The sequence below is a fragment of the Hallella colorans genome, assembly GCF_003096815.1.
Taxonomy (GTDB): Bacteria; Bacteroidota; Bacteroidia; order Bacteroidales; family Bacteroidaceae; genus Prevotella; species Prevotella colorans.
On record NZ_QENY01000001.1, the window covers coordinates 94,185 to 115,739 of the forward strand.

Annotated in this window: 19 protein-coding genes and 2 tRNA genes; 7 read left to right on the forward strand and 14 right to left on the reverse strand. The window is 42.4% G+C overall.

Going from position 1 to position 21,555, the window contains the following annotated elements; all coding sequences use genetic code 11:
- Window positions 1-1,006: 1,006 nt before the first annotated feature.
- The 3 genes from gnd to pgl all read left to right on the forward strand — a co-directional run bounded on the left by gnd (window position 1,007) and on the right by pgl (window position 4,705).
- Window positions 1,007-2,434 carry a decarboxylating NADP(+)-dependent phosphogluconate dehydrogenase gene (gene gnd / locus C7379_RS00350; RefSeq protein WP_419185299.1) on the forward strand — a complete coding sequence of 476 codons (1,428 nt, stop codon included), beginning with the start codon at window positions 1,007-1,009 and terminating at the stop codon, window positions 2,432-2,434.
- Between the two features lie 64 nt (window positions 2,435-2,498).
- Entirely contained in the window at window positions 2,499-3,995 is a 1,497-nt protein-coding gene (gene zwf, locus C7379_RS00355; protein ID WP_116615480.1) for a glucose-6-phosphate dehydrogenase, read from the forward strand.
- The gene (gene pgl / locus C7379_RS00360) at window positions 3,992-4,705 is read left to right on the forward strand and encodes a 6-phosphogluconolactonase (RefSeq protein ID WP_116615481.1); all 714 of its coding nucleotides are present in this window, start codon (window positions 3,992-3,994) and stop codon (window positions 4,703-4,705) included. Before zwf ends, pgl begins: the two co-directional genes overlap by 4 nt.
- Before the next feature lie 124 nt (window positions 4,706-4,829).
- On the opposite strand, the gene guaA is transcribed toward pgl, so the two are convergent.
- The 6 genes from guaA to C7379_RS00390 form a co-directional block, all read right to left on the reverse strand.
- Window positions 4,830-6,374, reverse strand: a complete 1,545-nt coding sequence (gene guaA, locus C7379_RS00365) for a glutamine-hydrolyzing GMP synthase (RefSeq protein WP_116615482.1) — start codon at window positions 6,372-6,374, stop codon at window positions 4,830-4,832.
- A 52-nt stretch (window positions 6,375-6,426) separates the two neighbouring features.
- The gene (locus tag C7379_RS00370) at window positions 6,427-7,281 is read right to left on the reverse strand and encodes a sugar phosphate nucleotidyltransferase (RefSeq protein ID WP_116615483.1); all 855 of its coding nucleotides are present in this window, start codon (window positions 7,279-7,281) and stop codon (window positions 6,427-6,429) included.
- 230 nt (window positions 7,282-7,511) lie between these two features.
- A complete protein-coding gene (locus C7379_RS00375) occupies window positions 7,512-9,065 on the reverse strand; it encodes a RapZ C-terminal domain-containing protein (protein ID WP_116615484.1) in 1,554 nt (517 codons plus the stop codon).
- A 174-nt stretch (window positions 9,066-9,239) separates the two neighbouring features.
- Window positions 9,240-9,476, reverse strand: coding sequence for a hypothetical protein (locus C7379_RS00380; RefSeq protein WP_116615485.1), 237 nt, complete (start codon window positions 9,474-9,476; stop codon window positions 9,240-9,242).
- A 549-nt stretch (window positions 9,477-10,025) separates the two neighbouring features.
- Entirely contained in the window at window positions 10,026-11,648 is a 1,623-nt protein-coding gene (gene groL / locus C7379_RS00385) for a chaperonin GroEL (RefSeq protein ID WP_116615486.1), read from the reverse strand.
- Window positions 11,649-11,838: 190 nt separating this feature from the next.
- Window positions 11,839-12,111 (reverse strand): co-chaperone GroES, encoded by a 273-nt coding sequence (locus C7379_RS00390; protein WP_036893554.1) that lies wholly within the window; start codon window positions 12,109-12,111, stop codon window positions 11,839-11,841.
- Window positions 12,112-12,716: 605 nt separating this feature from the next.
- Between C7379_RS00390 and C7379_RS00395 the strand changes: the two genes are divergently transcribed.
- From C7379_RS00395 to C7379_RS00405, 3 genes are all read left to right on the forward strand, one after another.
- Window positions 12,717-12,863: a hypothetical protein gene (locus C7379_RS00395; RefSeq protein WP_243406662.1), complete on the forward strand. Its 147-nt coding sequence runs from the start codon at window positions 12,717-12,719 to the stop codon at window positions 12,861-12,863.
- Between the two features lie 167 nt (window positions 12,864-13,030).
- Window positions 13,031-13,603 (forward strand): DUF4738 domain-containing protein, encoded by a 573-nt coding sequence (locus C7379_RS00400; RefSeq protein ID WP_116615597.1) that lies wholly within the window; start codon window positions 13,031-13,033, stop codon window positions 13,601-13,603.
- 134 nt (window positions 13,604-13,737) lie between these two features.
- Window positions 13,738-14,184 (forward strand): copper resistance protein NlpE N-terminal domain-containing protein, encoded by a 447-nt coding sequence (locus tag C7379_RS00405; RefSeq protein WP_116615488.1) that lies wholly within the window; start codon window positions 13,738-13,740, stop codon window positions 14,182-14,184.
- 1,419 nt (window positions 14,185-15,603) lie between these two features.
- On the opposite strand, the gene C7379_RS00410 is transcribed toward C7379_RS00405, so the two are convergent.
- From C7379_RS00410 to C7379_RS00445, 8 genes are all read right to left on the reverse strand, one after another.
- Complete coding sequence (locus tag C7379_RS00410) at window positions 15,604-15,915, reverse strand: winged helix-turn-helix domain-containing protein (protein WP_116615489.1); 312 nt, start codon at window positions 15,913-15,915, stop codon at window positions 15,604-15,606.
- Window positions 15,916-16,107: 192 nt separating this feature from the next.
- A tRNA-Asp gene (locus tag C7379_RS00415) sits at window positions 16,108-16,181 on the reverse strand.
- A 24-nt stretch (window positions 16,182-16,205) separates the two neighbouring features.
- Window positions 16,206-16,279 (reverse strand) — tRNA-Asp (locus tag C7379_RS00420).
- Window positions 16,280-16,366: 87 nt separating this feature from the next.
- Window positions 16,367-16,879 carry a GNAT family N-acetyltransferase gene (locus tag C7379_RS00425; protein WP_116615490.1) on the reverse strand — a complete coding sequence of 171 codons (513 nt, stop codon included), beginning with the start codon at window positions 16,877-16,879 and terminating at the stop codon, window positions 16,367-16,369.
- A gap of 5 nt (window positions 16,880-16,884) precedes the next feature.
- Entirely contained in the window at window positions 16,885-18,057 is a 1,173-nt protein-coding gene (locus tag C7379_RS00430) for a glycosyltransferase family 2 protein (protein WP_116615491.1), read from the reverse strand.
- Entirely contained in the window at window positions 18,054-18,482 is a 429-nt protein-coding gene (locus tag C7379_RS00435) for a hypothetical protein (RefSeq protein ID WP_116615492.1), read from the reverse strand. Before C7379_RS00435 ends, C7379_RS00430 begins: the two co-directional genes overlap by 4 nt.
- Before the next feature lie 101 nt (window positions 18,483-18,583).
- A complete protein-coding gene (gene recR / locus C7379_RS00440) occupies window positions 18,584-19,189 on the reverse strand; it encodes a recombination mediator RecR (protein WP_116615493.1) in 606 nt (201 codons plus the stop codon).
- A gap of 26 nt (window positions 19,190-19,215) precedes the next feature.
- Entirely contained in the window at window positions 19,216-19,698 is a 483-nt protein-coding gene (locus C7379_RS00445; RefSeq protein WP_116615494.1) for an outer membrane beta-barrel protein, read from the reverse strand.
- A 183-nt stretch (window positions 19,699-19,881) separates the two neighbouring features.
- Here C7379_RS00445 and C7379_RS00450 point away from each other — a divergent pair, with 183 nt between their 5' ends.
- On the forward strand, window positions 19,882-21,504 hold the full coding sequence (locus C7379_RS00450; RefSeq protein ID WP_116615495.1) for a glycoside hydrolase family 10-like protein: 1,623 nt from the start codon (window positions 19,882-19,884) through the stop codon (window positions 21,502-21,504).
- Window positions 21,505-21,555: the final 51 nt, after the last annotated feature.

Consider the following 21,555-nt stretch of genomic DNA (forward strand, 5'->3'; position numbering starts at 1 on the left):
CCATTTAAGCTATTTCTAAAATGTTCGTTTTAGCGTTTAAAAACCCTTCTAAATATGGATGCGGACGATATTCGCACGCTTTTGCAGGCTACCTTCGAGTCGAATAGATACCTTTCGAACTGCGTAAAGGGTTTAATCATCATGCCTACAAGCCCTAAACGCGACGTGATTAAGTTCTAATGGCATCTCCATTGGTACTTAAAGGCATGCCGCACTGGCATTATAAAAAAAACATTTATAACATTAAAGTTTATAAAACCCTATTTATAAACAAGTTGCGAAAGTGGCTGATTTTTGGCGTATTTTGAGCTAAAGCATTGATTTTTTTCTACAAACGAATTATGAGATATATGTTGTTAAATTAATTCATAGCAAATAAAATCTGTTGGCATTGCCTGATGACATGGTCATGTCAGGTATATATGGAAGTTCTTAATGAGCTACTCAGCCATCATACGAAACAAATCAAAACTTTCGTTTCACATTTTGATTTCATATATTAAATTTATGTGGCGTCTGTTTTGGTCAGTCCAAAATAAATCGTTATATTTGTAATAGTTTGGTGCGCATCATAAATTGTCACCCTATTAATGGTTGTTTTTTCAATCAGGCAGTCTTTTCAAAGAAAAAGCGTAGCAGGTTTTACGACTAATAAAAGGCTGCAGAATGTTAAAAATAGCACGAAAAGGATGACGATGGGAAATTGATGAAATGGGGAATAAGAATTATACGTTAAATAATGAGCACCTTATTTATAATCTTCAAAAGGCATGTTATGTGCTTATATAGCCAATGGCAATGCCAAATACTATAGAAACAATGTTATAATAGGTATTTCGGACGATTAAAAAAATGAGCTTGTCATTCTTGATGAAAGACATTTCATATATCTTTTAAGAAGTAGAAGTGTATACCATAATATAAGTATAAAAAAAGGTCATAACTAAACGCTATCAAAATGGAAAATCAAAGAAAAAGCGACTACGGTCTCATTGGCTTAGCAGTAATGGGAGAAAACCTTGCCCTTAACATTGCCAACCACGGCTGGCAGGTGTCAGTATATAATAGAACAGTGCCTGGTATTGAGGAGGGGGTGGTCCAGCGGTTCATGGAAGGGCCTGCCAAGAATAAAAACATCTGTGGATACACAGACCTGAAAGACTTTGTGCTGTCTATAGAGAGACCGAGAAAAATAATGATGATGATACGTGCTGGTAAACCTGTGGATAGCGTGATAAACGAGTTGTTCCCGTTACTGTCGCCAGGTGATATTATCATTGATGGTGGCAACTCCAACTATGAGGACACCAACCGGCGTGTAGTCAAGGCAGAAGAACAGGGACTACTTTTTGTCGGCAGTGGTGTCTCTGGTGGCGAAGAAGGTGCCCTGCATGGACCGTCTATCATGCCAGGGGGTTCGGAGGGTGCGTGGCAACACGTCAAACCCATACTGCAAAGCATTGCCGCCAAAGCCGAAGATGGCACGCCCTGCTGCCAATGGGTGGGCCCACAAGGCTCTGGCCACTTCGTGAAGATGATTCACAACGGTATTGAATATGGTGACATGCAACTCATATCCGAGGCTTATTGGGTGATGAAAAATATGGGAGGCATGACCAATGAGGAGATGGCCGATGTGTTTGACGAGTGGAACCACGGCAAACTTCAGAGTTATCTCATTGAAATTACGGCCAAAATTTTGCGCCATAAGGATAAAGATGGGCAGGTGCTCATAGATCATATCCTCGATGCCGCGGGCCAAAAGGGAACTGGCAAATGGTCGGTCATCAACGCCATGAACCTTGGCATGCCTCTTGGACTCATCGGCTCGGCCGTCTTTGAACGCAGCTTGTCGTCAGACAAACAAACACGTGTGGCAGCAGCCAAACTGTTTCCTCGTACAGTTAGAAAATCTGATTTACCACGCAAGACATTAATAGACCATACTTTTGCGTCGCTCTATGCCTCCAAACTTGTGAGCTATGCACAGGGATTTTCTGTTTTGCAGAAAGCGTCTGATGAGTTTAATTGGAATTTAGATATGGGGTCGATTGCTCGAATGTGGCGCGGGGGCTGTATCATTAGAAGCGTTTTTCTCAATGACATTGCCAGCGCATACGAAGCTGATGAGAAACCACGCCAACTGCTGTTAGCTCCTTATTTTGCAAAAGAAATAGGCCAACTGCTCAACGGCTGGAACTCATTGGTGGCAAATGCGGCCATAGAATGCGTACCCGTTCCAGCATTTTCGTCGGCTCTCAACTATTTCTACTCGCTCACGTCAGAAAATCTTCCGGCTAATATGATTCAGGCACAGCGTGACTTTTTTGGTGCTCATACCTTTGAACGCAAAGACCAAGAGCGCGGCAAATTCTTCCATGAGGATTGGACCGGACATGGTGGTGCTACTCAATCGGGCACCTATAATGTCTAAATTGCCTCTATGACATGTGGGAACAATACCACACACTATCCCCTAACAAAAAAAATACACGACCATGAACAAGTTTGCAATGATCATCTTCGGAGCGTCTGGAGATCTCACCAAGCGCAAATTGATACCTGCGCTATACACGCTCTACACTAAAGAGCGATTGGACAACGACTTCGCCATTATCTGTACCGCGCGGACAGAAATTGACGACGAAGGTTTCCGGAAATACGTATCGGAACAGATGGATATATTTATCAGTGCCGAAGAGCGCGATGAAAAAAAGTTCAATGCTTTCCTCTCGCATTTCTACTACCACGTTCTTGATTTGACCGTAGCTGAACATTATGACAGTCTGAGGCAAAAAATTATTGATGTGCTGGGCGAGGAAAAACCAGACAATCTACTTTATTACCTTGCCATTCCTCCTGCTTATTATGGGGAGGTGCCCGTTCATCTCAAAGAAGCAAGATTGAACACGCCACATTCGCGCATCATTGTGGAGAAACCTTTTGGGCATGACCTGCAATCAGCAATAGAGCTTGGCAAAGTGTATAAATCTATTTTCGAGGAACATCAAATCTTTCGCATAGATCATTACCTTGGCAAAGAGACTGCTCAAAACATTCTTGCATTAAGATTTGCCAATGGTATTTTTGAACCTGTATGGAATCGGAACTATATAGACTATATAGAAGTGACGGCCGTTGAAAATTTGGGCATTGAGAATCGCGGGGGCTATTACGACCACTCAGGGGCACTACGCGACATGGTACAAAACCATCTTATACAGCTTCTTGCACTCGCGGCCATGGAGCCACCGGCCGTATTTAATGCTGACAGTTTCAGAAACGAGGTGGTAAAAGTTTACGAATCGATTAGGCCACTGAGCGAAACAGACTTGAAAGAGCACATCATACGAGGACAATACACAGCTTCTGGCGATAAAAAAGGGTATCGTGAGGAAAAACAGATAAAACCCAATTCGCGTACAGAAACTTATGTAGCCATGCGGCTCAACATTGATAATTGGCGTTGGAGTGGCGTACCGTTCTATATTCGCACCGGTAAACAAATGCCAACCAAGGTGACCGAGATAGTTATTCACTTTAAAGAGACACCACATCAAATGTTTAACAATGTCTCTGAGGGAAAACGACCGCAAGCCAACCAACTCACATTGCGCATCCAGCCCAATGAGGGTATTAGCTTAAAAGTGGGCTTAAAAGCACCCGGCAGCTCTTTTGACGTTAAACGTGTGGCTATGGATTTCACCTATGATGAACTGGGAAATTTACCAGTTAACAATGCATACGCCCGCCTTATCGACGACTGCATACAGGGTGACCCTACTCTTTTCACACGCAATGATGCCACTGAGGCTTCATGGAGACTATTTGACCCTGTCTTGAAATATTGGGAAAATTCTAACGTTCCGCTTTATGGTTATCCAGCTGGAACATGGGGACCCAAGGAGAGCGATATGCTCATGCACGACCATCACGCCGACTGGACCAACCCATGCAAAAACTTAACACACACCGATTTATATTGTGAATTATGATCACTCACATTCATGACAACGAGGCAGAAACAGCTCGTGCCCTCATTGAACGTATTATTCAATTGGTCAATGAACATTCCTCGGACCACAAAGTGAATATAGCACTAAGCGGGGGAAGCACCCCTGCCCTGATGTTCAGGTTGTGGGCAGAGGAATATAACAATCAAACGCCATGGCATCAAATACGCTTTTTTTGGGTGGACGAACGTTGTGTGCCTCCCACAGACAGCGAGAGCAACTATGGTATGACATATGACAACCTACTGTGTAAAATCGATTTACCTAAAGAAAATGTGGTGCGTGTCAAGGGTGAAAACCATCCAGAAGAAGAGGCTCGTCGCTACGAAGCACAGATTCGAACAATGCTGCCAGAGGAGAATGGCATACCTATTTTTGATATTATTCTTCTTGGGGCAGGTAATGACGGGCACACATCGTCCATATTTCCCGGCCAAGAGTACCTGCTTAACGCACAAGAGGTTTATGCCGTGAGCACGCAGCCCCAAAGTGGGCAGCGACGTGTGGCTCTCACAGGCAAACCAATCATATATGCCAAAAATGTCATTTTCTTATTGACAGGCAAGGCAAAAGCAACTGTTTTGGCAGATATTATCGATCAAAACGATGCGGGGCCAGCTGCATACATTGGGCATCATGCACTCAACACCGTAGAGGTTTATGCCGACAAGGTAGCGGCTGGACAGATATAGTTATTTGATGGTGGAGAAAAGCAAAAATTACGATTTCCTCATCATATTGAAAAAAGGCAGCTCAAATACATGAAGCTGCCTTTGTTCTTTCTTCTTGGCTTTTTCTAAAGCTATGTAGGGATACCTATTCCCACTCTATTGTCGAAGGTGGTTTGGACGAAATGTCATAGCAAACTCGATTGACCCCCTTCACCTTGCGTATAATTTCGTTGGACACTTCGCCCAAAAAATCATAAGGAAGATGTGCCCAATCGGCCGTCATGGCATCCATGGAGGTTACGGCGCGTAGCGCAACAGGATTCTCATAAGTGCGCTCGTCGCCCATCACCCCCACCGAACGAATTTCTGACAACAGCACTGTTCCTGCCTGCCAAACGTGGTCGTAGAGACTCGTTCCATCGGGCATCTTATAATTTTGCATCTTGCTGATATAAATATCATCCGCATCTTGGAGTATGCGAACTTTCTCGCGCGTGATGTCTCCAAGAATGCGCACGGCCAATCCAGGACCCGGGAATGGATGCCTTTTGATGAGACGCTCGGGCATGCCCAATTCATATCCCACGCGGCGAACTTCGTCTTTGAAAAGCCATCGCAATGGTTCACAGAGCTTAAGTCGCATATCCTTGGGCAAACCACCCACGTTATGATGGCTCTTGATAACCATGCCCGTGATGCTCAAACTCTCTATCCGGTCAGGATAAATCGTGCCTTGCGCCAGCCATTTTGCGTCGGTTATTTTGGAAGCCTCGCTATTGAACACTTCGATAAAGTCGCGACCGATGATTTTGCGTTTCTTCTCTGGGTCCTTTACGTCTGCCAGATCAGCAAAAAACTTATCAGAGGCATCTACGCCTATCACATTAAGCCCCAAGCCTTCGTAAGCCTGCATCACGTTTTTAAACTCGTTCTTGCGTAACATACCGTGGTCTACGAAGATGCAAGTGAGGTTTTTGCCAATGGCGCGGTTAAGCAACACGGCACAAACCGATGAGTCTACGCCACCCGAAAGAGCTAATATCACTCGGTCATCGCCCAATTGTTGTTTCAACTCCGAGACCGTTGTTTCCACAAACGAGGCCGGACTCCACGATTGTTTGCTGCCACAAATATCCACCACAAAATTTTTGATGAGTTGCGTACCTTGTGTAGAATGATATACCTCGGGGTGGAATTGGACACACCAAACGGGCTTGGTGGTGCTGGCAAATGCGGCAAATTTCACGTCGGCGGTAGAGCCAATGACATGAAAATCTTTAGGAATGGAAGTAATGGTGTCACCATGACTCATCCATACTTGAGACCCCAAATCGAAGCCACGAAACAAGATGTTTCCAGCATCAAAACTTTGCAGGTTGGCTCGCCCATACTCTCTCGTGTCAGCTTGCTCTACCGTACCGCCGCCCTCAAGGCTGATAAACTGGGCGCCATAGCATATACCTAACACAGGATATTTACCGACAATCTTGCTGAGATCTACCTTGAAAGCCTTCTTGTCGTGCACCGAATAGGGACTTCCACTAAGGATAACACCGATGACAGAGGGGTCGTCTTCGGGAAACTTGTTGTAGGGCAGAATCTCGCAGAAGGTGTCTAACTCGCGTACTCGACGGCCTATAAGCTGCGTGGTCTGCGAGCCAAAGTCGAGAATGATAATCTTCTGTTGCATAATAAAAAACTCTCGTCACTTCCATGAAGAAGAAAACGTCTGAGCTACCTAATTAAAAATGGTTATTATTGTTATTGTTTAATTCTAATTGTCGAGCGAAAGTCTCCGCGTCATCAAGCGTATTGAGCTTCCCAACATCCATTAACCGCAAGTCATGCTTAACATAACCTTTAATTGGCACTTGTCCGCATTGCCGCAAATAGAAGTCCATAATGGGAAACTTGTCAGGACATTCCTCCATCCGTGGGAACATGCGGGGCGAGAAACTATGTATGCCACTAAAGGCATAGGCATGGTAAAGACCTGCCAACACCTGTGGCCCCGCTTCTACATTGAGAGGGAAAGAGAGCTTGCTCAAGGCCAAACTCACCTCGGGGAAAGGTGATTTTACCTCGCCGGTCTTGATGTTTACCCACCCAACCAAGTGCATTTGGTCGTTGAAAAGCAAGTATCTTTGGGTTTGACGCCAACTCACCAACAGCCGAGCGCCGGGCAAATTACTCAGCTCGTCACTTTTCGAATTATCCACTTGGGTGGCCAATGCGTAGAATTTGGCAAGGTTGACATTGCTCAAAATGTCGACGTTGTGAATGAGTATGGGATAATTTGAATCGAACAAGGAAGCCGCCTTGCGCAATCCGCCACCCGTGTCAAGGAGATGATTGGTTTCGTCACTTATCCGAATATCAAGCCCGAAGTTATTGTTTGCCTTAAGATACTCGATAATAAGAGGGGCAAAATGATGCACATTGACGACCACGCGGGTGAACCCCGCGGCACGAAGCCTAAGCGCTACCCGTTTAAGCAAAGGCTCGTCCCCCACCCTTACCAATGCCTTGGGAATGGTATCGGTAAGCGGTTTCAGGCGAGTTCCTAAACCCGCGGCAAAAATCATGGCTTGCTTCATGATGCAAAATTAGCAATTAAATGGCAGAAATCAAAATGAATAGCGCAATAAAAATAAGATGCCGTACACCGCAGTCCTACCCTATATCATACAAGCTCACTGATAGTATATACCTTTATTATATGTTGCGCACTATGAATTATCCATACAACAACTGTAGTCGTCGCGAGGGATACAACATAGACAATAATCGTGAGCATGCCCTTGATGTCAGCCTCACGGAAGAAAATCTATCCCTTGAGAGAAACAGCAGCGAATGTTTTGCTGATATGTTGCTCTCGATGAACTACTCTCACTTCTATACCAAACCGCTCGTGGATATGCTGCGCGAGGTGCTGTGCACTGTAAACACTTCGATGCTGACCACCCGTACAGCCAAAACAAAACATCAGATGTGTAAAACCGCGCTGTACATATCGTGCCACATGCTTGTCGGCCAAGGCATAGACATGATTTAAGAACTCCAAAATCTCACCATCATCCTCCAGAAATCGAATGACAGGTTCGTCAAGTCCAGTCATTTTTTTGTATGGCTCGTATCGTCCAGGGTTATGCGTACTGCGACAATCGAACACATACCCGCCTCCATTTCCAGACTCATCCGCCGGAATTCCCTTGTGGTAAGAAAAGCTGTAAACAGTCACTTTCAACGGTCCCTTACCGTCATACTTGGAGAAAGTGGCGGGGCCATCTTGTGGATGCGCATCGTAAATATTGCACGCGGTAGTTTTATATCCGTCGTGGCGAATCTTCTTCGGCACTTCATCCACGGCGAATTGGGGCAACTGCGTGAGCCTCACCAATGTTTCTCGCAGGTAAGGATAAGGCAACAGTTCCTTGCGCAGTTTCAACAAATCGCGCAGGTTATCAATGGCCGGAGGGATACTGTCAATGAAGTGTTGTTTGCGCTCGAAGTAACCTCGAAAACCATACGCGCCCAGCACTTGAAGCGTTCTAAACAACACAAAAAGTGTAAGGCGCGCTGCAAAATGGCGGATATTGGGCACCTCTACGTATTGTTTGAGAGAATCGTAATAGGCAGCTATAAGCTCCCTGCGCAACTTATAAGGATATTTGGCGGACGCCTGCCATAAGAATGACGCCAAATCATAATAGTAAGGTCCTTTCCGTCCACCTTGAAAATCAATGAAATGGGGATTTCCGTTAGCGTCGAGCATGACGTTTCGGGCTTGGAAATCTCGATATAAGAAACACTCGCCTGACTCCGAGGCGAGGTCTTTGGCTAAACGCCGGAAGTTGGCTTCTAACTTCAACTCATGGAAATCAAGGTTCGATGGTTTAAGAAAACAATACTTGAAATAATTTAAATCGAACAACGCGCTGTCCTCATTAAATTCAGGTTCAGGATAGCAATTGGACCAATCCAAGTCTAACGCGCCCCTGATTTGTATATTGGGCAACTCTCGAATGGTGCGAAAAAGCAGTTCTCTCTCTGCCACATTGTATCGTCCACCAGCCTCCCTGCCACCTCTGATGGCATCGAAAAGCGAGATGTTTCCAAGGTCTGTTTGCAAATAGCACATCTCGTCCTCGCTCACGGCCAACACCTCTGGCACGAGCAACTTTCTACGAACAAACTGCCGAGAGAGATACACGAAAGCATGATTCTCGTCACGGCTTGTGCCAATAACCCCGATAACAGCATTGCCAGCGACATCTGACATGCGATAATACTGCCGGTTACTACCAGCACCTATTAGTTTTTCAACCTGCCGAGGCTTCTCTCCGGCCCAGCTTGTATATAGCTGAATAAGTTGTTCCATAATTAACAGCGTATTTGAGGCATCAAAAATGCAGATGGATTAAATATGTAAACGTTGAGGACACTGGTAATAATTTACCAAAAAACATAGCGCGAGACCTATATGTTAGAACGTCATCACGCATACCAAGCCCAGTTTTTTTTGTACAATTACAACGAAATGCTGATACTCGAGCTATCTCTCGGCAGTTTTGTCATCATCCCCCTTTTCGTTTTTTTGCTTTCTTAGCTCATCAAATATTTTCTTCGTTTTTTTGCGATACTCCCAGTTTGCCAACAAACCGTCTATCACAAACAGCAATAATACAATGCCAAGTGATATCAAAATAGACTTAGTGATATAGATGAGTCCAGCAGATATTAACAGAAATATCAGCCCCTTTTTCCAATCAATATGAATTTTGGGTTTCATGGTACAAAGGTAATGTATTTTTCGAAAGATACAAAAAAAATCGGATGTCATCACGACAACCGATTTCTAAAAACAAACTACTTAAAAACTAATCTACTAAAACAAATCAAAAAATATCTTTGAATCCCTTGCGGGACTTTTATTTTCATCTATTCATTGCAAAGTTACAAAGTTTCCATATTACATCCAAATATTTTTCGAAAAAAAATGATGGGAACTCATAAATAAATGATATTTTTCATTTTAACATGTCACTTTTAACATTTTTCTTGCTTAGTCATGTATTATACAGGTTTAAGCATGTTGATGTACGAATAAACCAAGGGGCTTTTTTCTGTCTTATTTTTCCCTGTTTTGCAGTCTATTATTGATGGCAAAATAACTACAATTATTCAGCAAGATGACAATGTTGACTAAAAAACGGAATTATAAATCATAGCATGCAATGATCTGAATTTACAACGTTTATCTATAATGTCAAACTAAAAAAACGAGGGGATACACCATTGTTTGGCATATCCCCCACGTCATTGATATCATGATTGAAAATTACATCATTCCGGGCTGAGCGGCTGGCATAGCAGGAGCAGCCTCCTCGGGTTTGTCAGCTATGACACATTCGGTGGTGAGGAACATGCCGGCGATAGAAGCAGCATTTTCCAAAGCCACGCGAGCCACTTTGGCTGGGTCGATAACACCTGCCGCACGCAAATCTTCGTATACGTCCTTACGAGCGTTATAGCCGTTGTCACCTTTACTTTCGCGCACTTTGTTCACAATTACGGCACCTTCAAGGCCAGCATTAAATACTATCTGACGCAACGGTTCTTCGATGGCGCGGCACACTATGTTGATACCCGTCTGCTCGTCAGCGTTGTCGCTTTTGAGGTCGACAAGCTCCTGTTGAGCGCGTATGTAAGTTGTTCCACCACCAAGCACAACACCCTCCTCGATAGCAGCGCGGGTAGCGCAGAGTGCATCGTCTACTCGATCTTTCTTTTCTTTCATTTCAACCTCGGAGTTGGCGCCTACGTAGAGCACTGCTACGCCACCTGCCAATTTGGCTAAACGCTCTTGCAGTTTCTCCTTGTCATAAGAGCTGGTGCTGTTAGCTATCTCATTTTTAATTTGTGCTACACGCGCCTCAATGTTCTCCTTGGAGCCAGCGCCATCCACCACGGTGGTGTTGTCCTTAGACACAGTTACTTTCTTAGCGGTACCAAGCATCTCCAATGTGGTCTGCTCGAGTTTGAGGCCCTTTTCCTCACTTACCACAACGCCACCGGTAAGCACGGCGATATCTTCAAGCATGGCTTTGCGACGGTCGCCGAAGCCCGGAGCCTTAACGGCGCAAATCTTCAAGCCACCACGTAGACGGTTCACCACAAGTGTTGTGAGAGCCTCAGAATCTACATCTTCCGCAATAACCAACAATGGGCGACCGCTCTCGGCAGCAGGCTGTAACACAGGCAAGAATTCCTTAAGGTTGCTGATTTTCTTGTCGTAAATGAGGATATATGGATTTTCCATCACACATTCCATCTTGTCAGTGTCAGTTACAAAATAGCCCGACAAATAGCCGCGGTCAAACTGCATACCCTCTACCATGCCTATGCTGGTGTCACGCGTTTTGCTCTCCTCAATAGTGATTACACCGTCTTTTGAGACCTTGCGCATGGCATCGGCAAGCAGCTTGCCAATCTCGGGATCGTTGTTTGCCGACACAGTGGCAACTTGCTCTATCTTGTCATAATTGTCGCCTACAACCTCCGCATTCTGCTTGATATAAGCAACGACCTTGTCCACGGCCTTATCAATACCACGTTTCAAGTCCATGGGGTTAGCACCTGCGGCTACGTTTTTCAAGCCCTCGTTGATGATAGCCTGAGCCAATACAGTGGCTGTTGTGGTGCCATCACCAGCGTCATCGCCTGTCTTGCTGGCCACACTCTTGACCAACTGGGCGCCTGTATTCTCAAACTTATCCTCCAACTCCACCTCTTTGGCTACGGTAACACCGTCTTTGGTAATCTGAGGAGAGCCGTATTTCTTCTCCAAAACCACATTGCGACCTTTAGGTCCAAGGGTCACTTTCACTGCATTTGCCAACTGGTCAACGCCCTGTTTCAGCAATTCGCGGGCATCTGTATCAAATTTAATAATCTTAGACATAGCTTATTTTAAATTATTATTCCATGTTCATTGTATCCTGCTATCCTGATGGATGCCATCATTCTATCAAACACAACTACCAATGGTATGTTTTTGTTTATGAATTTATAGATTGTTATAACGATAAGCTGAATGCCTATAAAAACGCTTACGCTATAGCGGGTTTTTATAGACTTCATATTGCGATATTTTAATCTTCTACAATTGCCAAAACGTCGCTTTGGCGCATCATGAGATATTTAGTTCCATCACACTCCATCTCAGTGCCGGCATATTTGCCATAGAGCACCTCGTCATTCTCTTTCAATATCATTTTCTCATCTTTGGTGCCTTCGCCAACAGCCACGATCTTGCCACGCTGTGGCTTTTCTTTTGCCGTGTCTGGAATGATAATTCCACCTACTTTCTCTTCTGCCTGTGCAGGTAGTACTAATACTCTGTCTGCTAATGGTCTTACTTTCATAATTGATTTTATTATTATTAAACAGTTTTTACATATTGATATTCCATCGGAAAATCACTTATGCCAAAAGCGAAAAGTGTGCCAATAGCGCATGAACCTAAAAAATGACAGTTTTGGCAGTGGCGGATTGACAGTTTTGGCAGTTTTCACAACGCTATGTCATCGTAATAACAGATACATCTATAGCATAAGAGACTTCAACTCATGGGGAGCTATGCATTTACTCGGATTTCCATAAAGGTTATCTCCCATGTACAACAGACACATTCATTGCCATTATGCGAAAATCAACGTTATGCTTGGGAAACGTTCCGTAAAGCTGTTTTTATGCAAGCGTGAGAAAGAGAGGCTTGAGAGGTTTGTCTCACAATTGACGTAAGACTCAATTTCATTATGCCTATGAAATCTACGTAATTCGTTGGAGTATATCAGTTCTCTTCTCTAACAGCAAACGGCAGCTGGGACTTGCATCTTGGCACTCACGTGATTTTTTCGATCATATCGCACTTGTCTCCCTGTTCTAATTCTGCTTCCACCATCAAGAAAATGCTCGGTTACGACACAATAGGTATATGTATATGTATATGGGTGTGCATGAATTAACGGTGGTTGAGAAAATATGGGCCGTCATCATAGGAGTCGTGATGGTTGTGGTAGAAGTCACTGGTGCAGAATTTGGAGATTTGATCAGGCAGATTATTGTGAACGACAAAAGGTTGGCCGATCTTAGAGACTATACGATGACTGCTTAATATGCAAATCCAAAACCTTAGTTATATCATAGCAGGAAGGTTACGAAGCCTTGACCTATTGCTGAGTAATAGCACCATACGGAAATATTTATTTACGTTTTTTATTTCAACAGGCTTATAATTCGAAAATTTTATCTAAATTTGCACAGTTGCAAGTACGTATGAAGATGAAGAGATTATTATCAATAAGCTTGACCTTGATGGCCACTATAATGGTGATTTCGTGTACTCAAAAAAAAACAAACACAATCATTATAACTAAAAAAAACAAACAAATCTCAGCGGTTCCTAAAACTCGAAAAATGGGTGATTATACCCAAACCCGTACTGTAGAATGGGTTGGTAATAAATATATCATTGAAACACAACTTATGGCAGACCCCTCTTTGCCTTTGGCACATGACGGAGAGGTATGTTATTATGATAATAGAATTGTGCTAAAGATTGTTCGAGCAGATAGCTCTATTTTTTTTGAGAAAACATTCACTAAAAGTTTTTTTAAAGAATATGTAGACAATATGTATTTTAATGATGGAGCTTTGTTAGGTGTTGTTTTTGTTCAAGCAAAGGGGAACCATTTGATTTTTGCCGCCAGTGTCGGAAATCCTGACAAATCGAGCGATGAATATGTACCACTTATCTTAAAGATTGATAATTTAGGAAACGTCACTGTGACCAAGGATAATCTGCTCGACACTAAAGCTAAAAATTTAGAAGAAGAAGATATTGATGGTGTATGATACAAATAAGATAGTTCTATCTGTGAATTGCTGCAGTATTTTAACCTAAAAAATATTTTTATAAATATATAACAAAACGTACTATAAAACGTTATTATACATAGAGTAATTCATATATAATAAAAATTAAGACAATGAAAAAAGTAACATTATTGCTCGTTGCATGCGCAGCTTTTATAGCTTCTTGCAACAATGGAAAAAAAGCAGAGCCTGCGGCAAACACCGAGGTAGTGGCAACAGATTCTACCGTATATGAGGGCTTGACCCCCGCTGCTGACACATACGGCATTCGTTATAGGCTTGCTCTTACTTCTGACTCTACCATGAGTTTTAACCTTGCGCAGAGTTATATGAAATCAGAAACCGAAGTTGAGAAGTCTTTCAACTATTCTGGTCAGGTTATTTCTTTGACTAAAACTGTAAACGGAGCAGAGAACAAATACTATCGTTTACCCACAGAACCCAACGACACCATCAACTTCTTGGTACTTAATGATTCTACATTACGCATGGTTAATGACCAGTTCGAAGAGCCCGTTTCTGCCCAAGGCATGAATTACGATCTCAAACTCGTTAAGTAAGGGTTACCTTTCTATACATTTCCAATAAAATCCCAAAGAATATTCTATCAGTTTCTTTGGGATTTTTCTGTTCTAATCGTCTCACATTTTTCTAATGTCTTTCTCCTAAAAAACTTGAAACGTAAAGTCAACAATATTGTGGAGGAACAATTGCAAGAAAAGAAAACTGTAACATGATGCTGTAATCCGCCTCTACACTCAAGGAAAGATGAGTGGGCGGAATATCTCGAAAATTATTTCGGTATCATAGACGATAATTTTGAGATGGCTTTTGCAGGATAGAAGGTACTCGAAAGGATGATGTTTGCCTCATCCAGCACTCAGGCAGGGTATGCCAGTACGCAAATTCCAGATATGTTGGCTCAGTAGAAAAAGTATGACGTTTCATTTTGCTATTGAGATTAACCCATTGGTACAATAAATGCTTGTATTGTTTTTTGAGGAGACGCTCGCCATGTTACAACATAGGTGGGGGGGCGAATGGAGCGTGTGTACGCTTCGAGATGGCGACGGAATGTTTACACGTTTTCGGTTTATCTCCTTAAAAACCTGCTTGTCCCGAACGCGGATTTTGAAAAATTAGAAATAGTCAATTATTTGAACAAATAACCCTCTCAAATTCGCTTATTTAAAAATAAGTTTGCCTTCGTCCGAAATACGCAAAATCTGCGATAGTTTGTAAATGACTGACATTCAGCATCTTTTAAAAAATAGCCTTTATTCTCCTATTTTGTGGTCTGCTGTTGAGTATCAAATGGCATGATGATAAGGTTGTAATCGCAGTGTGATTGAGGCTCTACCGCGCTGCGAATAAGGCCTAATCATTCTATGAGAAAGCACCAATCGCGGCACTCTTATGATTTTTGGTAATGCTCAACTTGGTTTTGACAAAAAAAGATAGCCCTTTTTGCTCTGGATGACTCGAAAATAATGATCAAAAAACAGTAATTATTTTTTATAAAATGAAAACTAAGGAGTAAGGAGTGAAGAGTGGGGAGCAAAGAATGAATGAAGACAGCTGCACCGGATTCAAGAAGCGTCTGAGTGCGGTAGAAATTTGCACGTATGAACTTTTATGCCTACATTATATCTTTCAGTCTTTAATTCTATTTGCGCTAATACATGGTTACCACAATCGTAGGGGGACCTACGGTGCCCCCAAAAAGTAAATACCTACTGAGCCATTAGCTCCCCCATTAAATATCAGCTGGGCCTTGCAAAGAGTATCTATAGGGCGTGTATAAAAAATTGCAAGACAACTATTGTTGGATGTTTACATTAAAAATCCACCAAATCGTCGAACAATGTCATACGATTAGGTGGATAATATCATTAATGATACAAGGAATTCGATCCAAACAAGACTAAAATATGATTTAATCTTTGAAAAATCTTTCCGCTATATCATCCCATTCTGCATTAGGCCAAAGTTATTTTGCCTTCCTCTCCCTTAACTTTGCCTTCCTTAAGCAGCCATCCGATACCTAAAAGAATTTCTGTATCAGTCTTCTGTGTTGCCTTGGCAAGTTCAGCTACAGACATTGCAGCGCCAGCCGCGGAGAGGGCTTGGTATACGTCTCCAGCGCGAAATCCTGCGTTTTCAGCATCTACCACGATTGCTGCTTTCTTTGTAGCACATCTCTTTGTAGTGGTTGTTTTTGAAGTTGATGATTTTGCCGCTCCGGCTGCCTTGGCTGTAGTGCTCTTTACTGTTGCTTTCTTTTCAGTCATGATCTAATGAATATAATAATTAATAAACAATAACAAAAGTTCATTTATTCATTTGCAAAATTAGCTATTTTATTTTATTTCAGACACTTAAACCTTAAAAATTATGGTACAACAACGGTTTATGATAAATAAAAACGAAGTTTCTTGATTTATATCAAAAAAAAACTTTCGAGGCTAACCTCGAAAGTAATGCGGTGCGTACGAGACTCGAACTCGTGACCTCCTGCGTGACAGGCAGGCATTCTAACCAACTGAACTAACGCACCATGAAAGTTTTACCGATATATAAGCGGTGTGTACGAGACTCGAACTCGTGACCTCCTGCGTGACAGGCAGGCATTCTAACCAACTGAACTAACACACCATATTTAGGTCGTAAAACCAACTCTTTGTTTTTAACGGCTGCAAAGATACCGCTTTTATTTCATTGAACCAAGAAAAAAAAGGTAAATTATAAAAAAAATTGCAACAGTATAATGTCCTTGAAACCTTCACCATCATACAACCATTCTTTTAGAATAGCTTGGCGTCTAAACCCTGCCTCTTCGAACGCGTTGATACACTTGATATTGTCCATACATACCATGACATAGAGTTGATGTATGTGCAGTATTCTTTGAGAATAGTCTATGAGTTGCTTGATGGCGGCCAAACCATACCCTTTGTCACGCCTATCCTTCCGAATAACGATACCAACCTCGGCGCGTTGATGTTGTGGATTAAAATTGGCCATATCTATCATACCTACAGTATGCCCATGCTCGTCGCATATCATTAATCTCAATTGCTGATCCACGTATATGTCTCCAGTAATATTGGCGATATATTCATGCAAGGCAAATCTTGAGTAAGGCATATTGTTATTGCCAACATTCCAAAGTTCTTGGTCGTTCTCTATATTATATAGCTCATCAAGATCTTCAGGCTCGATGGCTCGTAATGTAACTTTGGGCGTATCTTCCATTGTTCTTAGCGTATAATGTCTGTATCAGTAATGATACTCATGTTGTTTGGATTGTAAAATGCCATATACAAACGACAGTCTGTCTCATTGGACATTTGGTCAAATATTTCTTTGAATGTGTATTTGGTAATGTCGTATACCTTATATATACGTTCGGTTTCTGATGTAGAAATTTCTTTTTCTTCGCTATTATTGATAAATATCGCACGTAGTCCATGATTTTCCAACAGGGTGTTACACTTCTGCTTGTTCTCAGTTCTGACATCACACAGATATAAAACATTGTCTATGCGCTTGTTTCTCACAAATCCCAAATTGTATCTAATCTGCTCTATACTCATACCAATGAGCGCAAGCATAGCCTTAAGAAATATCCCTAAACGTATTGGTATATTCAAAAGAAAGCTTTGGTTTCCATAGTGCTTACGTAAGAAGATTAACATGGCTTGGTAGAAAACGTGTACATAACGAAAATGCGTTTTTTGTGTGCTTTCTCCCTTATAATGCAATATTTTTAGGGGTAAATACCAATTTTCCCATTCGCCTTTTAAGATGCGAAAACTCAAATCTATATCCTCACCATACATGAAAAAATCCTCATCCAACAGCCCCACTTCATTTAGTGTCTGTCGTCGTAGCATACAAAACGCGCCACTTATAACTTCTATTTTCGCGGCAACATCCCAAGACAGGTATCCCATGTAATATTTTCCGAACACCTTGTTTTGGGGAAACCAATTACAAAGTCCCGTCATCTTGTAAAAAGACGTCATCGGAGTAGGCAGTCCTCGTCTTGACTCGCGAGCATCAGAGCCATTGGCCTGGAGCATACGCACGCCCAAACCACCAGCTCGTTCGTGTTCATCCATAAATTGTATGCATCGACGTAACACATCTTCGCCTACTACTGTGTCGGGGTTTAGCAGCAATACATAGTCACCCTTACTCTGCCTGATAGCCTTGTTGTTAGCCTTAGAAAAACCTAAATTATTTGTACTGGCAATGACCCTTATTTCTGGGAAGTGTGTAGAAATATAATCTACCGTTCCATCTTCCGAATGATTATCAATGACTATGACCTCCGCATCAATGCCCTCAACAGCACGACGGACAGACAACAAGCATTGCTCAAGGTAATACTTGACTTTATAACTTACTATGATAATGGATAGTTTCAAGTATCCCTATTTGTTTCTTGCTCGCATTTGGCCTTGGATGGATATATAAAAGCCAAGCTAAGTAAACATATAATAGCCAAATATCCAAAAGCTACATTCATGAATTGATAATATAGAATGGTGTTAATTATCATCGGAAGTGCGATCATAAAGAGCCTGATGGCACCCCATTTACGCAAAGCTGACGCTGCGTTGGAAGTCAATTGGCGTCGCACATGTTTAAATTTAAACAAACGAAGTGAAAACGGTATCAGGCAGATAGTTAACAACTCCATGACCATGATAGTATGATATTCTGACACGTCATAGCCATTATTGTTTGCGGCAGTGAGCACATCACATTCGTAAAGCGTTACGATGGCTAAGCTAATGGCAATCATTGTTATAAATAAAAATAACAAAAATTTTTGTGGAGATAAATTCATCACGGTATTATGTTTATCCTAATTGAAATGAAAGCAATGTTACATGTCAGGACTATGCACTTTATCACGAAGACTTTTAAAGACGTGCGCCATTTAGATAATTACTCCAATGGCGTACGGTTCAATATAGATCTACCAAGCGTTACCTCATCAGCATATTCCAACTCGTTTCCAACGGCAATGCCCCGAGCTATCAAACTTAATTTTACTGGATAGTCTTTCAACTTGCGTGATAGATAAAAATTGGTTGTGTCACCCTCCATTGTGGAACTCAACGCAAAGATTACCTCTTTAATCTGCCCTTGTGCCACTCGATTAACCAATGAGTCTATCTCGAGATCTGAAGGAGAAACGCCATCCATGGGAGAAATTACGCCACCTAAGACATGGTATAATCCATGATACTGTTGTGTGCTTTCAATGGCCATCACGTCTTGTACGTTTTCCACCACACACACCATTGACGTATCGCGCGATTTGTCAGCACAGATAGGACAAATTTCGTTGTCACTGATATTGTGGCACACTTTGCAATAGTTGATATTGTTTCTCACGAAAGAGATAGCCTCTGCAAACGTGTCAACGCTTTCAACTGGTTGCCTAAGTAGGTGCAAAACAAGTCGCAAAGATGTCTTGCGTCCTATGCCAGGGAGTTTGCTAAACTCGGCTACCGCCTTTTCCAAGAGAACCGAGGGTAGTTGTTCCATAAAATGGTATATATATTTTCTCTGTCCTAATCTATATAAATACCAAAGCCTATCTGCAAGCCAATGGTGGAATAATCTGCGTGTTTCTTAAAACTTTGACGATAATAGATGGATGGCTCGATCGTAACCGTTCTACTAATAAAGAACGCATAGCCGACCTCTACTTGTGGCATGAGATCGTTGTAGTTTGAAGCATGTAAATAATTCACACTGGCACCAAGAAAAATACCATTTTGCTCGATATAATACCTGCCACCTGCACCAGCGGAAAAAGAGTCTGACATGTCTTTCCCAGGGTGGTTATAGCTCAATTCCCCCAAAAGCATCAAGTCGTCATCCACCATATATCCAGCCTTGGCAGACAATCCTACACGCATTTTTTGGAGGCCGTTGAAACTCAAGTCAAGGCCTGTGAGTGAAGCACCAGCGTACTTCTTGTCCATTTCAAACTGTGCGTTGGCCGATACAGTCAACAACAACGCTGTCAAAATCATTAAAACTTTTTTCATAAGTTATGTTGGTTAATGTTTTAAATCTAATGCTATCATTTGCTGAAGCTTAAGTTATCAATTATTCAGCATGTGGGAATATCCCATCAAGTAGCTATCACATTGACCCTCGCATGCAAAAGTACAGTTTATTTTTGAAATAAAGAAAAATAATAACTACCTTTGTAACCAAATTTTATTCGAATGACCAAGCGAATTGTTCTCACTCTATTGATTTCATTTTCATGGATTACTTTTTTTGCCCAATCCACCCAATCGCCCAAGCACGAAGTTCGTGCCGTTTGGCTAACCACGATAGGTGGGCTTGACTGGCCAAGCCATTACGCACGAAACCAGTATGGCATAGAGCGTCAACAGCAAGAATTGCGCACACTCTTAGATCTTTATCAGAAAGCTGGTATCAACACCGTACTCATTCAAGCGCGCATTAGGGCCACTACTATCTATCCGTCTGTGCAAGAGCCGTGGGATGGCTGCCTCAGCGGCATCCCGGGCAGATCGCCGGGCTACGATGCCTTGAAATTTGCCATCGAAGAATGTCACAAACGTGGCATGGAGTGCCATGCGTGGGTTGTCACCCTGCCCGTGGGCAAATGGAATGGAATAGGATGCAAAACATTGAGACGAAAATTCAATTCGCTTATCAGGCGTATCGATGCTGATGGATATATGAATCCGGAGGATCCACGCACCGCGACCTATCTTGCCGACATCTGCGGCGAATTGGTTTCCAACTATGATATTGATGGCATTCATTTAGATTATATTCGCTATCCAGAAAAATGGAAGCTCAGGGTGACCCGCGAACAGGGACGAAAAAACATCACTAATATTGTCAGCGCCATTCACAATCGCGTCAAACTTATAAAGCCTTGGGTAAAAATGAGTTGTTCGCCCATAGGTAAGTTCAAGGATCTTAGTCGTTATTGGAGTCACGGATGGAACGCCTATGAGAAAGTTTGCCAAGATGCGCAAGGCTGGCTGCGCGATGGACTTATGGACCAACTCTATCCCATGATGTATTTTAGGAATAACCAGTTTTTCCCTTTCGCTATTGATTGGGCCGAACAGAGTCATGGTAAAACGGTGGCTCCGGGTCTTGGTATCTATTTTCTTAATCCACGTGAGGGTAATTGGAAGCTGGAAGACATTACCCGCGAGATGTATGTGTTGCGTCAATATGGATTGGGGCAAACGTTTTTTCGTGGTAAGTTTCTCACGGATAATGAGCAAGGTATATACGACTTTGTATCTCGTTTCAACAGCCATCTATCTCTTGTTCCACCCATGACATGGGCTAAAAAAGTAACGCCAATGGCTCCTACGGATATTCAAGTGTACAAAAATGGGCTTAAATGGACAGGTTCTTCACCTTATTATAATATATATGCAAGTCGATGTTGGCCGGTAGACACTGACGATCCTGATAACCTCGTAGCCATTCGCTATCAAAAAAATATGCTAAGCGTGGCGACCGAAGGATTGTATTTTGCTGTCACTTCGATGAATCGATATGGCAATGAGAGCAATGCGGCACAAAGTCACAGTATGCGAGAATCGAAAAGCATTGACGTGCCGCTTCTCCACTGCGATGGCAAGCAACTATCTTTACCTGCAAAAAACAGTGTGTTGGACGCCCGCTTGATTGTTATAGAAACTTTGCAAGGCACAATAATAGACACACGTAGCTATCAGGGAAAATCCATAAACGTGTATCGCCTGCCCGAAGGTTTCTATGTCTTAAAATCCCTTAACCATAAGGGCGTAAGCCATCGGTTGGGCTTTTTCATAGTAAGAAGAGATTGAAGTGGAAATATTAGCTGCCAAAAAAAGATCAACATCGGTTAAGGCTGATTT

What these genes read in the sequence shown, in the direction of transcription:
- gnd (WP_419185299.1), top strand. Translation starts at nt 1,007, where the DNA reads ATGGGAGAAAACCTTGCCCTTAACATTGCCAACCACGGCTGGCAGGTG.
- zwf (WP_116615480.1), top strand. Translation starts at nt 2,499, where the DNA reads ATGAACAAGTTTGCAATGATCATCTTCGGAGCGTCTGGAGATCTCACC.
- pgl (WP_116615481.1), top strand. Translation starts at nt 3,992, where the DNA reads ATGATCACTCACATTCATGACAACGAGGCAGAAACAGCTCGTGCCCTC.
- guaA (WP_116615482.1), bottom strand. Translation starts at nt 6,374, where the DNA reads ATGCAACAGAAGATTATCATTCTCGACTTTGGCTCGCAGACCACGCAG.
- C7379_RS00370 (WP_116615483.1), bottom strand. Translation starts at nt 7,281, where the DNA reads ATGAAGCAAGCCATGATTTTTGCCGCGGGTTTAGGAACTCGCCTGAAA.
- C7379_RS00375 (WP_116615484.1), bottom strand. Translation starts at nt 9,065, where the DNA reads ATGGAACAACTTATTCAGCTATATACAAGCTGGGCCGGAGAGAAGCCT.
- C7379_RS00380 (WP_116615485.1), bottom strand. Translation starts at nt 9,476, where the DNA reads ATGAAACCCAAAATTCATATTGATTGGAAAAAGGGGCTGATATTTCTG.
- groL (WP_116615486.1), bottom strand. Translation starts at nt 11,648, where the DNA reads ATGTCTAAGATTATTAAATTTGATACAGATGCCCGCGAATTGCTGAAA.
- C7379_RS00390 (WP_036893554.1), bottom strand. Translation starts at nt 12,111, where the DNA reads ATGAAAGTAAGACCATTAGCAGACAGAGTATTAGTACTACCTGCACAG.
- C7379_RS00400 (WP_116615597.1), top strand. Translation starts at nt 13,031, where the DNA reads ATGAAGAGATTATTATCAATAAGCTTGACCTTGATGGCCACTATAATG.
- C7379_RS00405 (WP_116615488.1), top strand. Translation starts at nt 13,738, where the DNA reads ATGAAAAAAGTAACATTATTGCTCGTTGCATGCGCAGCTTTTATAGCT.
- C7379_RS00410 (WP_116615489.1), bottom strand. Translation starts at nt 15,915, where the DNA reads ATGACTGAAAAGAAAGCAACAGTAAAGAGCACTACAGCCAAGGCAGCC.
- C7379_RS00425 (WP_116615490.1), bottom strand. Translation starts at nt 16,879, where the DNA reads ATGGAAGATACGCCCAAAGTTACATTACGAGCCATCGAGCCTGAAGAT.
- C7379_RS00435 (WP_116615492.1), bottom strand. Translation starts at nt 18,482, where the DNA reads ATGAATTTATCTCCACAAAAATTTTTGTTATTTTTATTTATAACAATG.
- recR (WP_116615493.1), bottom strand. Translation starts at nt 19,189, where the DNA reads ATGGAACAACTACCCTCGGTTCTCTTGGAAAAGGCGGTAGCCGAGTTT.
- C7379_RS00445 (WP_116615494.1), bottom strand. Translation starts at nt 19,698, where the DNA reads ATGAAAAAAGTTTTAATGATTTTGACAGCGTTGTTGTTGACTGTATCG.
- C7379_RS00450 (WP_116615495.1), top strand. Translation starts at nt 19,882, where the DNA reads ATGACCAAGCGAATTGTTCTCACTCTATTGATTTCATTTTCATGGATT.